At 62.0% G+C, this 13727-nt stretch carries 11 protein-coding genes and 2 pseudogenes; 10 read left to right on the top strand and 3 right to left on the bottom strand.

Annotated elements, in window-relative coordinates; translation table 11 throughout:
* On the top strand, positions 1 to 681 hold the full coding sequence (locus EU811_RS20470) for a 3-oxoacid CoA-transferase subunit B (protein WP_142940127.1): 681 nt from the start codon (positions 1 to 3) through the stop codon (positions 679 to 681).
* Positions 682 to 717: 36 nt separating this feature from the next.
* A pseudogene (locus EU811_RS20475) lies at positions 718 to 942 on the top strand (helix-turn-helix domain-containing protein); the annotation flags it as partial.
* A 91-nt stretch (positions 943 to 1033) separates the two neighbouring features.
* Here EU811_RS20475 and EU811_RS24360 read toward each other — a convergent pair.
* Positions 1034 to 1197, bottom strand: a pseudogene (locus EU811_RS24360) (trehalase-like domain-containing protein); the annotation flags it as partial.
* Between the two features lie 582 nt (positions 1198 to 1779).
* On the opposite strand from EU811_RS24360, the gene EU811_RS20480 reads away from it, so the two are divergent.
* Complete coding sequence (locus tag EU811_RS20480; RefSeq protein ID WP_142940128.1) at positions 1780 to 1995, top strand: hypothetical protein; 216 nt, start codon at positions 1780 to 1782, stop codon at positions 1993 to 1995.
* A 248-nt stretch (positions 1996 to 2243) separates the two neighbouring features.
* Here EU811_RS20480 and EU811_RS24365 read toward each other — a convergent pair whose 3' ends face one another.
* Complete coding sequence (locus EU811_RS24365) at positions 2244 to 2498, bottom strand: hypothetical protein (RefSeq protein WP_142940129.1); 255 nt, start codon at positions 2496 to 2498, stop codon at positions 2244 to 2246.
* 210 nt (positions 2499 to 2708) lie between these two features.
* On the opposite strand from EU811_RS24365, the gene EU811_RS20490 reads away from it, so the two are divergent.
* Both EU811_RS20490 and EU811_RS20495 read left to right on the top strand, forming a co-directional pair.
* Positions 2709 to 3407: a maleylpyruvate isomerase family mycothiol-dependent enzyme gene (locus EU811_RS20490; protein WP_142940130.1), complete on the top strand. Its 699-nt coding sequence runs from the start codon at positions 2709 to 2711 to the stop codon at positions 3405 to 3407.
* 125 nt (positions 3408 to 3532) lie between these two features.
* A complete protein-coding gene (locus EU811_RS20495; RefSeq protein WP_142940131.1) occupies positions 3533 to 4816 on the top strand; it encodes a benzoate/H(+) symporter BenE family transporter in 1284 nt (427 codons plus the stop codon).
* A 276-nt stretch (positions 4817 to 5092) separates the two neighbouring features.
* Here the strand turns inward: EU811_RS20495 and catA are convergent, their stop codons facing one another.
* Positions 5093 to 5977 (bottom strand): catechol 1,2-dioxygenase, encoded by an 885-nt coding sequence (gene catA, locus EU811_RS20500; RefSeq protein WP_238703483.1) that lies wholly within the window; start codon positions 5975 to 5977, stop codon positions 5093 to 5095.
* A gap of 325 nt (positions 5978 to 6302) precedes the next feature.
* On the opposite strand from catA, the gene benA reads away from it, so the two are divergent.
* From benA to EU811_RS20525, 5 genes are all read left to right on the top strand, one after another.
* The gene (gene benA, locus EU811_RS20505) at positions 6303 to 7685 is read left to right on the top strand and encodes a benzoate 1,2-dioxygenase large subunit (protein ID WP_142940133.1); all 1383 of its coding nucleotides are present in this window, start codon (positions 6303 to 6305) and stop codon (positions 7683 to 7685) included.
* A gap of 47 nt (positions 7686 to 7732) precedes the next feature.
* Positions 7733 to 8269: a benzoate 1,2-dioxygenase small subunit gene (gene benB / locus EU811_RS20510; protein ID WP_142940134.1), complete on the top strand. Its 537-nt coding sequence runs from the start codon at positions 7733 to 7735 to the stop codon at positions 8267 to 8269.
* 141 nt (positions 8270 to 8410) lie between these two features.
* Positions 8411 to 9985, top strand: coding sequence for a benzoate 1,2-dioxygenase electron transfer component BenC (gene benC / locus EU811_RS20515; RefSeq protein WP_142940135.1), 1575 nt, complete (start codon positions 8411 to 8413; stop codon positions 9983 to 9985).
* Between the two features lie 29 nt (positions 9986 to 10014).
* Positions 10015 to 10815: a 1,6-dihydroxycyclohexa-2,4-diene-1-carboxylate dehydrogenase gene (locus EU811_RS20520; RefSeq protein WP_274595844.1), complete on the top strand. Its 801-nt coding sequence runs from the start codon at positions 10015 to 10017 to the stop codon at positions 10813 to 10815.
* A gap of 61 nt (positions 10816 to 10876) precedes the next feature.
* Positions 10877 to 13726 (top strand): AAA family ATPase, encoded by a 2850-nt coding sequence (locus tag EU811_RS20525; RefSeq protein WP_142940137.1) that lies wholly within the window; start codon positions 10877 to 10879, stop codon positions 13724 to 13726.
* Position 13727 lies beyond the last annotated feature (1 nt).

Below are 13727 nucleotides of genomic sequence, written 5' to 3' on the forward strand. Positions count from 1 at the left end.
ATGAGCCTCACCGAAACCAGCATCAAGACCTCCGCCACCCCGTTGGGCCGCGACGACCTGGCCCGCCTGGTGGCCCGCGACATTGCCCCCGGTTCCTTCGTGAACCTCGGGATCGGCCAGCCCACCCTGGTGTCCAACTACCTCACCGCTGAACAGGACATCACCCTCCACACGGAGAACGGGATGCTCGGCATGGGACCCGAAGCGCAGGGCGACGAAATCGACGGCGACCTGATCAACGCCGGCAAGATCCCCGTCACCGAACTCCCCGGAGCCTCGTACTTCCACCACGCCGACTCCTTCGCGATGATGCGTGGCGGGCACCTGGACATCTGCGTCCTGGGCGCATTCCAGGTCTCCGTCACCGGTGACCTCGCCAACTGGCACACCGGCGCGCCCGGCGCGATCCCCGCCGTCGGCGGTGCCATGGACCTCGCCACCGGGGCCAAGGACGTGTTCGTCATGATGACCCTGCTGACCCGCGAGGGCGCGTCCAAGATCGTGGAGTCCTGCACCTACCCGCTCACCGGCGTGGGCTGCGTGACCCGGGTCTACACGGACAAGGCAGTGTTCCTCACCGGACCCGAGGGCGTCAGCGTCCGCGAAACCTTCGGCTGCACCCTCGAGGAACTCCAGGAACTGGTACCCGTGCCGCTCAAGGCCGCCGCAGCGGGTGGTTGAGCCCGTCGAAACCAGGCCGCCCTAGGATTGGTAACCATGACCGACGCAGCAGTAGCGGGCGCCCCGCAAGCCAGCGACCAGTACGTACAGTCGCTGGCGCGCGGGCTGGCCGTGATCCGCGCGTTCGACACCGACCATCCGGTGATGACCCTGACGGAAGTGGCCGGCAGGACCGGCCTGACCCGGGCCACGGCGCGGCGGTTCCTGCACACCCTGGTGGAGCTGGGCTACGTGCGGACAGACGGCAAGACGATCGCGCTCGGCTGTCGCTGACCTGGCCATCAGGTCCGCGAACGCCTATGTCAGACGCAACTGTTCCAAGGCCACCATTACTTCGCCCACAACGTCTGCTGGCTAACAGCCAGCGTCCGTGCTCCTCGCCGCCTACATGACTACTAAACACAGAGGGTGAGTCAAAACGCGGGAAGCAGAGCCAGTCCACGACCCGTTGCGGGAGACGAGAGGTCCCGCCTGGAGATCCGAAAGCAGCGCATAGTCGTCTATGCGTCCGGCCACGGCACAACTCGACCACAACCTGTTGAGATGCGTTAGACGTTCCGTACGTCCCTTGCAAGGTGAATTGTGCCAATGATGCAGGTTGCACTGGGTCAGGCAGGTTCGCAATGGTGAGTGGCTCTAGTTGAGCCGGCTGCAGAAACTGACCAACAACAAAACTACGTAAATAGGGTGCGAATTGCTGTTTCACGGGGCACTGGCCTCGATGCCAAACTAAGGAGACCCGAAACACATTGGCCATGTGATCAACGTCGAAAAGCGAAAGGAATGATGGGCATGACACGAGAAGAAGCCTACGCACGATGCCCTTTGGACTCATATGTGGAGTTTTACAGTGGCCAATGGCTCGTCGTCCCCTTTGAACCCGTTAAGCAACCTCCCTTTTTTACTTGTCTCCCAAGCACCGGCGGGTTGAGCTGAGATCCAAGACCAGTACCTGCTGCCGCCTCTATTGCCGGCGAGCGGTCTAGGGAAACCAACGGTTCGCCGAGCCGGGCAGGCTTCACTAGAGGCCTCCTTCAAACCAACAACTACCACTACCTCCCCAGCGAGGACGGAATAACAGAGACGAGCACGATCTCAATGTTTACCCATGCACCACAAGAACTCGTGGTCACCGCAGCCACCAAGGCGCAGCTCGAAGTTCACCTCTCCGGCGCAATTGACCGGATACGAGCCACCGCGATGACAGAGCGGCGTCGAGGCATCCTTGTGACACATCAGGCCCCCGGCCAGTTTAAGGTCACCCTTTCCGACGAAGTCCCGTTCGGACTCACACGGCAAAAAGTGGCATGGTAAGGCCCTCTTACAGCTTCTCTGCGTTGCCTTGGCTGACCGAAAGGCCCTCCGTTTCCGTCACCCTTCAAACAGGCCGTCGACCCAAATCTGCCGAACGCGATATCCGGGCGGAAGTCCCACAGGCAAACCCGCGTCTAGTGCCCTGGGAAAGGCTGTCGGCATCCAACACCCTCGTCCGACAGCCACAAGGGTAAAGGAACACAGCCAAGGCCTCAGCATGTAGCCGGAAAGACAAAACAATCATGGAATCACCGCTGGAATTCCGCCGGAATAAGCAACCCGTCGGGCACCAAAACCGAGCGCAAACCCCCGATGTTGGTCTGGAACCAGCCACCCCCGCAGTGTGGTGGGAACTGAAGCGAGGGGACAACGTCAGCCTGTTCGTCTTCAAGGAAGGGAAGCAGTCCGGCCTCGTCGACACAGTATCTGCTGACGGATCCGTTCTTTGGCTCGTACTCACCGGGGGGCGAGGCCGCCGGTTGTTCCTCCGGGAAGATGTCCACAGCATTACCGTTATGCCTCACGGCCTTGCCACAAGATAAACCTAAAGATTCGGAAGCCGTCTACGGGCGGCCCCGAATGGACTCTCGCGCCAAGGCCGGCGCTGACCGCACTGTTTGCGTTCCACCCTCGTCTCAGTCCGTCGTATCTAGGTATAGATGATGTGCATGAGATTGATGGTTCGCGACCTAACCCCTGATTAGGATGGCAACATGATTAGTCCCGCGCGTCTGCACTCAGACCTGTCCCGCCTAGGCCGCGAGACCGATATGCTCCTGGCTACTGTGGAGTCGCTGTCCGATGAGGAATTCACGGCACCTTCCTTGTGCAAAGGCTGGAGCCGGGCTGACGTCGTCGCCCACCTCGCCTCCAGTGGCCGGGCGTTAGTCAAACTCATTGACTGGGCCACTTCCGGGCGGGAGCACCAGCTCTACTCTTCCCCCGAGGCCCGCGCCCAGGAAATCGCTACCCTTGCTGCCTTGCCAAGCGAGGAACTACTCACCGAGCTGCGGGCTTCTGCTCGGTACTTTGCGGAGCAGGCCCAGCGGCTGTCCGGGGATCTGATGGTGGAGACAGTACAACTCCACGGCAAGTCAGTCCCGGCGACGGGCATCGTAGCCCTGCGTGTTGCGGAGGTCGTCGTCCACCATCACGACTTGGCCACCACATGGACCATCGAGGAAGCCGACCCCGACTCGCTGCTCGACGCGTTGGAGGCGGCAGTGCGTACTATGAGCGCCAAGGGAGCCCCGGGCATGACACTGGTGACAGAAGAACGGGATGAATGGGTTATCGGGGACGGCTCACTGCACGTCGCGTCCGACCGTGAGGGCCTCCTTGGGTGGCTGGCTCGCGGGGAGGCCGACAACATCGAAGCTGATGGCCCCCTGCCAGCGCTGCCTACCTGGTAAGGCGGGATCAGATGATCCCGCCACGGTAATCCCTGTAGAAATGCGGCGCCCAGGATAAAGGGCCCGGGTTGATGCCCTCCACAGATTTTGCGGCGCGTTGCCCGCCCACCAATAAGGAAGCAACGATGTCTGACCCTGACCAGGACGCGCCTAAGACAGCCAGAGAAATTGCCGGCATGCCCTCCCTAGGCCCACCGCTGTTCGAACGCCCCGACGTCCGGCCGGCTGGGCTGCGCGATTTTTTGCGGGACATCGGGCCGCACTACGTTTCCAACGGGATAGTAGGACTGGTGTTCTCCGCCTCCGGTCCGATCGCCGTAACTCTGACGGTCGGATCTGTCGGCGGCCTGACCCAGGCCCAGCTGGCATCGTGGGTCTTCGCTATCTTCCTCTCGGCCGGCGCGGCGACTCTGGTCACTTCATTGCTCTACCGGCAACCCTTGGGCTTTGCCTGGTCGATTCCAGGGACCGTGCTGTTGGGCCCGTCCCTACAGCATCTGTCCTTCCCTGAAGTAGTGGGGGCATTTTTCTCTGCCGGCGTTCTGATCCTTGCACTTGGCGCTACCGGGGTCGTCAGGCGGATCATGGCTGCAATTCCCCTGCCGATCGTCATGGCCATGGTCGCGGCCGTGTTCCTGCGGTTCGGGACGGACATCATCTCCTCAAGCCAGGCTGACCCCGCAATTGCCATACCAATGGTCGTCGCATTTCTTGCGTTGACGGCCCTCCCCGCCTTGGGCAAGTACCTCCCTCCAGTGCTCGGTGCCCTTGTGGTCGGCATCGCCGCCGTCGCGCTCAGTGACCGGTTCGCATTGGAAGCGGGCGGACCAATCTTCGCCGCTGCCGTATTCGCCGCCCCTCAGTTCACCGTGGCCGCTCAGCTGGAACTGGTGATTCCGCTCGCCCTGACGGTTCTGGTCGTGCAGAATGGGCAGGGGTCCGCCGTGCTCCGGGCCGCAGGTCACAAGCCGCCGATCAACGTTTTCGCGGTGACCTCGGGAGTGTTCTCCCTGCTCAATGCTCCCCTGGGAGCCGTCTCGGCCTGTGTAACTGGCCCCACCAACGCCATACTGACGGCCTCCGGAGAAAAACATCGCCAGTACACCTCTGCGGTGGTTTACGGACTGCTGTCTCTGGTCTGCGCCCTGCTGGCCCCCACGCTTACCCGCCTCATGCTCGCCACTCCTGAAGCCTTCGTCCTGACTTTGGGCGGCATTGCTATGCTGCGGGCCCTGCAGCAGGCCTTCGTCACCGCTTTTGCCGCAACCTACTCCCTGGGCGCCCTGGTCACGTTCGTCGTCACGATCTCAGGGCTGAACCTTTTCAACATTCACGCCGCCTTTTGGGGCGTTGTCTTTGGCTACGCTGTATCCCGCATGCTTGAGCGCCAGGACCACGCTACGTCCTGACCCGTCAATTGCTGAAGGGGCACCCAGGTTCCGCACTAGTGCTGGTCAAGGAAAGGACGCCGCCTCAGTTGGCCGGCATATCAGCCTTCGGGAAGTTTCCGGAGTGCTCCGGAAATCCCAGTATTGGGAGCAAGGAGAGCCGCCTACTGCGGTACACAAGGCTGCCGGTGCTTTCTCCGGGCATGTTGGGTCCGCAAACGTGGATGTGCCCCGAAGCGGAGGACTCCGGGGCACATCTCATGCAGGATCGTGCACTGCCGCGCTTGGGAAGAGCGGCTACTTGTGCTCGCCTTCCTTGGCCAGAACGTAGTTGTAAACTGCTTCCTCACCCTCTCCGCCATCGGTACGAGGCTTGGGGTCGAGCATGAGCTCGTCCTTGACCGCCGAAGCGATGTCGTCCGCGTTGTGCGGGTCCCCAGGGAAGTACAGCTGCTGGGTGACGGGCTGGTAGCCGGGGGCAGAAACCTTGATGTGGATGTGGGCCGGACGCCAGGCGTGCCAGCCCGCAGCGGCGATGAGTTGCCCGCAGGCTCCGTCGGTAGGAATTTGGTAGGGGGCGGGGCGCATGGTGTGGATCTCGAAGTAGCCGGTTTCGTCGGCCTTTACGGTGGCGCGGAACAACCATTCGGGCAGGCCAGGGGCGTACTGGGAATAGAATCCTGCTGCGTCGGCGTGCCAGAGCTCAATCTGGGCACCAGGGATGGGGTGGCCGGCCGTGTCGGTGAAGTTGCCGGTAAAGCGCAGTGGTGTGCCCTGCTCGTCCTGCCGCATTTCCACCGTGGCGGGGGTTTCCAGCACAGGGGAGTTCGGGACGTAGTAGGGACCCTCGATGGTGCCCTTGGTGCCCGGGCGGTCCTGAGAATTGATGTCCTCGATGGTGTGCTCCAGCCACACATCCAGGAAGAGCGGCCATTCGCCGTCAGTACCAACCTTGATCAGCCACGCCTTAAGTGCGTTGAACTCTTCGTAGGTGACCTGATGCTTGACCGCCAGGTCGTTAATGGCCTTAATAGCTTCCCCGGCCAGCAGGCTGACCCGCTCCTGTGACACTGCGATGGACGCAGTCTTGCCGGACGCAGCGAAGCGTTCCGTTGCCTTCGAGCCGGCCTCCACTGCAGTGCCCTCGTTCTTTTGGCGAATCTCCGCCTGGGTCTGAGTCATAGTGATCTCCACATTCTTCATTGAACTTGGGGTAGGAACCGCTCCTGCCCCTTGAGACGCGCCAGCGTAGGTATTAACCCGCTTAAAACGGCACGTGATGCCGTTCTCAGGCTAGTAGTCCTATAAGGACGATACAAATATGGATTAGACCGTTTATTTGTCATAAACCCTACATAACGACACCCTTGGTCGACCCTAGGGCTTTACCTGATGTGAGTGCAGTCACGAGCGGCCACAATTGGCTTATACCTTTTTCGGCCGGGCGGCTAAGTGCAGGCCCCGCCGCTCATCCGTTCCCAGCACTTCACCGCAGAAGGAGCACGTCATGACCGAAAATTTGACCCACGTCCGCGAGGTTCTTGCCGACGCCGTTATCGATGACCGGGAGCGCGGCGTCATCCGGGCAAAGCGGGAGATCTTCACTGACCAGGAAATTTTCGAGATGGAAATGAAGTACATCTTCGAGGGCAACTGGGTGTATTTGGCGCACGAGTCGCAGATCCCGCAGGTGGGGGACTACTTTACGACATACATCGGTCGGACCCCCGTAGTCATCACCCGGGACAAGGAGGAGAAGCTCAACTGCATCGTTAACGCATGTTCTCACCGCGGGGCAATGCTGTGCCGACGCAAGACCGATAACCGCACCACCTTCACGTGCCCGTTCCACGGCTGGACCTTCAAGAACTCCGGCGAACTACTGAAGGTCAAAGAAGCCCGAAACGGCGGCTACCCGGAGACCTTCAACAAGAACGGCTCCCACGACCTCACCAAGGTCGCCCGCTTCGAGTCCTACCGCGGTTTCCTGTTCGGGTCCCTGAACCCGGACGTACTGCCTCTCGAGGAGCACCTGGGTGACGCCACCAAGGTGATTGACTCCATCGTCGATCAGTCCCCTGAGGGGCTCGAAGTGCTGCGCGGAGCATCGACCTACACATATGACGGTAACTGGAAGGTCCAGGCAGAAAACGGGGCCGACGGTTATCACGTAACCTCCGTGCACTGGAATTACGCTGCGACCACGGCCCGCCGTGCTGCCGGGGACTCAGCCAACACGACCAAGGCCATGGACGCCGGCCAGTGGGGCAAGGTCAAGGGCGGGTTCTACTCCTACAAGCACGGCCACCTGTTGCTGTGGCAGGAGTGGTCCAACGCGCAGGACCGCCCCTTGTGGGACCGGCGGGACGAACTTGTGGGCAAGTACGGCGAGGAGATGGCGAACTTCATGATCAACATTTCGCGCAACCTGTGCGTTTACCCCAATGTCTACATCATGGACCAGTTCTCCTCCCAGATCCGCCATTTCCGGCCCATCTCTGCGGACAAGACCGAGGTCACGATCTACTGCATCGCTCCCAAGGGCGAGTCCGCGGAGAACCGTGCCAAGCGCATCCGCCAGTACGAGGACTTCTTCAACGCCACAGGCATGGCCACCCCGGACGACCTCGAGGAGTTCCGCTCCTGCAACAAAACATACTGGGCCAAGAGTGCACCATGGAACGACATGACCCGTGGCTCCGCGCACGAGATCCAGGGCCCGGACGAGCAGGCTTTGGCGCTGGGCATGACGCAGGTCATCGCCTCCGGCGTGCGCACCGAGGATGAGGGGCTCTACCCGATCCAGCACACCTTCTGGAAAGAAGTCATGGAGAAGGGCCTCGCTGAGGAGGAGCGCTCCGCTCAGGAGTCCGCCCCCGTCACCGTCTGACCGTCCCTCGTCCGGGTCCGCCCGGATCCCTAAAGGAGTTTCACACCATGTCTAACCTGCTCAATCCCGTCACGGCGTTCAAGACCGCCGAAGACATCGCGACCCTGGAAACAGTGCGAGCATTCCTCTACCGTGAGGCCCGCCTACTCGACGACCGCCAGTTCGACGATTGGCTCGAGTGCTACCACCCGGATGCTGAATTCTGGATGCCGGCCTGGGACGACAACGACACGTTGACCCAGGACCCCCAGTCCGAAATTTCGTTGATCTATTACGACAACCGCGGTGGTCTCGAGGACCGGGTTTTCCGAATCAAGACCGACCGCTCCTCCGCTACTTCCCTTCCAGACCCACGCACCGGGCATAACATCACCGACATTGAGGTCCTCGAACGCGACGGGGAAAAGGTCGAGGTCCGCTTCAACTGGTTCACCCTCTACTACCGCTACCAAACGACGGATACCTACTTCGGCAGCAGCTTTTACACCATCGATCTCTCAGGCGACCAGCCCAAGATCCTCCGCAAAAAGGTCGTGCTCAAAAACGACTACATCCACCACGTGGTCGACGTCTACATGGTGTGACCACTCCCTGCCGCGGCAGGCCAGTTGGCCTGTTTCAGGTGGGCGACCTGCCGCGGCTTCACGTTTCCCGCTCCGTATGAGCATCTTTACACAGCACTTCCCAGGTCGCACGACGTGCGTCCACTCCCAGGAGGGACAATTATGGGCCACCAGGTAGCCCTCAGCTTCGAGGACGGCGTCACAAAGGTCGTCAAGGTCGGCAACTACGAGACCGTCATGGACGCCGCGTACAAGGCACGCATCAATATCCCCGCGGACTGCCGCGACGGGGCCTGCGGCACCTGCAAGGCCTTCTGCGACTCCGGATCGTTCGATCCGGGGGACTTCATCGACGACGCGATGACAGAGGATGAGCTCGAAAAGGGCTACCTCCTCACCTGCCAGGCGGTCCCTGAGTCGGACATGACCATCCAAATCCCGGCAACTTCGGAGTCGGCCAAGACCTCAGCCGCTGCCTTCACCTCCACGCTCAAACAGCTTGACAAGCATTCAGAGTCGACCATTTCCTTCACGCTCGACGTTGAAGGCCGGGATGCTCTGGCCTTCCTCCCGGGCCAGTACGTCAATATCAAGGTCCCCGGCACTGACGCAGAACGCTCTTACTCATTCAGCAGCGGACCCGTCGTCGAGGATGCCTCCTTCATGGTGCGCATCACCCCGCAGGGAGCCATGTCTGAGTATCTGCGCGATCGCGCACAGGTCGGCGACAAGATTGAGTTCACCGGCCCCTACGGCTCCTTTTTCCTGCGCGAGCCCAAGCGGCCCTTGCTGCTCTTGGCTGGCGGCACGGGCCTGGCCCCGCTGCTGTCGATTCTGGAGAAGCTCGCCGGGAACCCTCCGGCAACCCCGGTTCACCTCATCTACGGCGTGACCCGTGAGGCGGACATTGTTGGTCTCGAGTGGTTGCGAGCCTACGAGGAGAAGCTGCCGGGCTTCACTTGGGACTATATTGCCTCTGAACCCGACACCTCGGCACCCCACACTGGATACGTCACCCAGATCATCAGCCCCGAACACCTGAACGACGGCGACGTTGACATCTATCTTTGCGGGCCGCCACCCATGGTCAACGCTGTAACCAAGTGGCTGGACACCGAAGGCGTGCAGCCAGCCAACTTCTACTTCGAACGATTCGCGCCCAAAGAGACCACCGGCGGCGATGCCGAAACCGGAGCGCCGGCCCCGGCCGAAAAGGTCGCGGCCGAGGGCGACAGGATCACCCGCGTCGAGGCCATTTCCTCTTTGGAAACTGGCCGGCTGGAGTTCCGAAAGGAAGACAGTTTCGCACATCTCGACGCCCGCATGGGTCTTGAGCTTGCAGTCACGGAGTTGATGTTAGGGCGCCTCAGCGAGGAGCAGCTGCAGCAGTTCCGTCGCCTCGCCGAAGCAACAACGCACTCCGTCGATGCTGGGACGGTCCAGAACCCCGAAGAGTACGTGCGCACGAACGAGGAGTTCCACGAATACCTCTTCATGATCTCCGACAACCCCATGCTTCTGGAGTCCTACCGGCGGCTGAATGTCCACGCGCAAATGGCGGCGACCTTCGAGAAAGGCACAGAGATCTTCACCCGTGTCGCCCAGGACCACGTCGATGTCGTGGACGCCTTCGAACGCGGTGACAAGAAGCGCGCACGGGACATCATCATGGCCCACGCCCGCGATGCGAAGCAGACCATGGCCACAGCTATTGATGCCAAAGTGGCCAGCAGCTAATGGGAGTACTACCGTATGCAGGACAGTTCGTGACCCATGGACGCTTCGCTGACAAGGTCGCGCTTGTAACCGGCTCGGCTCAGGGTATAGGGCAGAAGGTGGCCGAACGGATTGCCGCAGAGGGTGGCGCCGTCGTACTCGTGGACCGCGCCCCCCTGGTGCACGATGTCGCTGCTTCAATCAATGAAGCAGCGAAAGAATCAGGATCCGGGGGATCTGCCACATCGGTGACCGCCGATCTTGAGACTTTCGCCGGTGCCCTGAAGGCCGTTGACGCCGCCCAATCTACTCACGGCAGGGTGGATGTGCTCATCAACAATGTTGGCGGGACCATCTGGGCCCGCCCGTACGAGGAGTACGACGAGGAGAAGATTGAGAAGGAGATTCGCCGCTCGCTCTTCCCGACTCTGTGGTCGTGCCGCGCTGTGCTGCCCGTCATGCTTGAGCAGGGCGCGGGCACCATCGTCAACGTGTCCTCCGTAGCCACCCGCGGAATGAACCGCGTCCCATATGCAGCAGCCAAGGGCGGGATCAACGCCCTGACCCAGTCCCTTGCCATGGAGGTCTCGGGCCGCGGCATCCGCATAGTCGCCACCGCCCCAGGAGGCACGGAAGCCCCTGCCCGGAAGGTCAAACGGGGTCCGGAAGCGCAGTCCGCCACAGAGAAGGCCTGGTACCAGACCATTGTGGACCAGACCGTCGAGTCTTCATTCATGAAGCGCTACGGTACTTTGGACGAGCAAGCAGCACCCATTGTATTTTTCGCTTCCGACGAGGCTTCCTACGTAACCGGCAGCGTCCTGCCTGTGGCCGGCGGCGACCTCGGCTGATCCAGTTCCAGCGGGATTTCGTCGTCATGACCCTTTTCCGCGCACCGGTAGAATTGCGGCCATGACGACGGTCTCCCACCTCAGCGAGACTGATGAGGATTTTCCACTTGTCGGCCGAACCGAGATCTTCGCGAAGCTCTTGGAAACCTTGGGTATCGTACGGAAAAGCCACGTATGTAGTGTGATCCTCACTGGCCCTCATGGGTCCGGAAAGACCGCAGTGCTTGAACTTTTCCTGGAGCACTGCCGTTCTGTGGCACGCGGGGTGCGCGTGCTGTCAGCGTCCGGGGACGAATGGGAGGCACAGTTCGCCCTGGCAGGGTATTCACAGTTGATGAAGGAGCCGCAGCTTCGGACGGCCAAAGCGTCGAACGCGTACCCGGTCCCGCCCGCGGCTCCTGTCACCGCCCTTACACCAAACCAGGTTCTGAATTTCGCGTCCACCTTGAGCACGCACCTTGAAGGACTGCAATCCCACAACTGCGTGCTCGTTGCCCTGGACGATGTCCAGCACCTCGACGAGGAGAGCCTGCGCATCCTTGTCTTCGCGATGCGCAGGCTGCACGGCAAGCGCATCATGTTCGTCCTAACGGCGGACCTATCGCAGGCCAATGACGTCCCCGCCGGGGTGCTGGACTTCCTGACAGGGCACCAAATTACCCGGATCCCGCTCCCGCCCCTATTGCTGGATCAGGTCCAGGACCTGGCCAAGCGCTCTTTCGGCATTGACCTAAGCCCGACCGCGGCCCACGCCCTAGTAGAGCACACCCACGGGTCGCCCCAGCTTGTCGTTGATCTGCTCGGCGAGCTGCCCGGGGAAACCTGGCACTCGTGGCTGCCGTCCCTGCCCCCGACTCTGCGAGTCAGGGCAAGAGTGAACAGCATCCTCAGCACTGCCTCCCCGGCCCTAACCGCCGTAGCGGAGGCAGTGGCCGTGCTCGGGAAAAACGCCGGGACCGCTGAGGTCACATCTGTGAGCGGCGTGGACCGGCTCATCGACGCTTTGGACGAAGCCCACCGTGCCCGGCTCCTGCGCATGTCCGTGGACCGGTTGCGCTCAGCGGTGGAGTTCTGTGAACCTGGCGCAGCTGAAGCCGTCTACGAGCAGATCTTGCCCAGCCGTCGGATGGAATTGCACCGGCGCGCGGCAGCCGTCGTACAGGCTGAAGGTGACCAGCTCGGTCATCGGGTCTCCGCCACGCCCGGCGCCGATGAGGAGCTTGCCGCTGAACTGGAGGACTACGCACGGCGCCAAGCCACGGCGGGTGCTTGGCACGACACCGCAACAGCCCTGTTCTCGTCCTCACGCCTCGCTACGGACCGGCGCTCCCACGACGAACGTTTGCTGCGGGCTGTTGACGCGCTCGTGGGTTCAGGCAACATCCCTGAGGCCGATACCTGGACAGCTTCCGTGGACGCGATGCCCTTTTCACCTCTGCGCTCTTCGGTCCTGGGCTATCTCAACACGGTATCTGGTCAGAATCACAGCGCACAGACACAGCTGGAGACGGCCTGGCGCACGTGCAACCCGCGTCAAGACCCGACGGGGGCAGCCCGGATTGCTCAACGCTTCACTTTGCACGGACTGGCTTCTTGGGACGGCCCTCTCATCACTGGCTGGGCGGAGCAGGCGATGTCTTTGACGGAGCCTGGCACCCCTGCCCATATTGAGTCCGAAGCCATTTACGGGCTTGGCCTCTTCGCGCAGGGACGGCTGGCGGCAGCCGAGGCGTCCTACGACAGAGCGTTTGAGCACGCGGCGGAGAATCCGCAGAAACAGCGGGTGCAGATGGGGGCTGGTTGGCTCGCCCTGCGCACTGACGATGCTGAAACTGCTTTGGTGAATTTTCAGGCAGCTGCCCCCACCGGCTACGGCGGCGGTTCTTTGCGTATCTCTCTTTGGGCTGAAGCGTGGCTGGCGCGCACGCAGTTGGTGTTGGGGGACTGGGACTCAGTGGCCGCCACAGTGGCCCGCGCCTCAGTGCGGCTTGAAGCATCCCGGATGCCCCTGATCCGGCCCCTCCTGTATTGGACGGCAGCGGAATTGTGGTCCATGCGGGGCGATTGGGACCGGGCACGGCACTACGTCTCTCAAGCCGCGGTACAGGCCGGAACGTACCGGGCAATGCAGGTCCCGGCGAGCATGGCCCGTGCCCGCTTCCATGAGGCCCGGGCCGACTATGAAGGCGTCATCGCAGCGCTGCAGCCGCTCACGGACCTCGATCCGTGGACTGACGAACGGGTGTCATTCTGGCCGTGGCAAGACACCTACGTCAACGGTCTGGTTATGGCGGACCGGCTAGACGAAGCGGAAGCCTTCCTCAGTGCCCTTGAACAGGTGCGGAGAGAGCGGGACATTCCCTCGGATCTGGCCCGATTGGCCTGGGCCCGCGGGCGGCTCCTGGCTGCCCAAGGGGATGCCGACACGGCGCGGGAGCGCTTCGAGGCTGCCCTCGGGCACCTGCGCGGCCTCCATCGCCCCTACCTCCGGGCCCGAATCAGCTTCGCATTCGGTCAATCGATGCGCCGGGCCGGCAAGAGGCGCCTTGCGTCCTCGGTGCTTCGGGCAGCGCGGGATCTTTACGAGTCGCTGGGTGCTGTCACATACGTGGAACGGTGCGACCGCGAACTCAAGGCGACCGGACTCGACGTCGGTGCGCTGCCTGATCCCGCCGACCCAGTGCTCACAGCCGTTGGTCGCACACAGGTAAGTCTGACGATCCAGGAGCAGGCTGTTGCCCAGCTCGTGGCGTCCGGTGCGACCAATAAAGAGACGGCTCGTGCCCTGTTTTTGGCTGAGAAGACAGTCCAGTACCACTTGACCCGCATCTACGGGAAGCTCGGCATACGCTCCCGGAGTGAACTGGCGGCCCGCTACCATGCAGCCGACGGGCCTGCCCAGCTTCCTTAGG

The sequence above is a fragment of the Arthrobacter sp. TS-15 genome, from assembly GCF_006964045.1.
Taxonomy (GTDB): Bacteria; Actinomycetota; Actinomycetes; order Actinomycetales; family Micrococcaceae; genus Arthrobacter.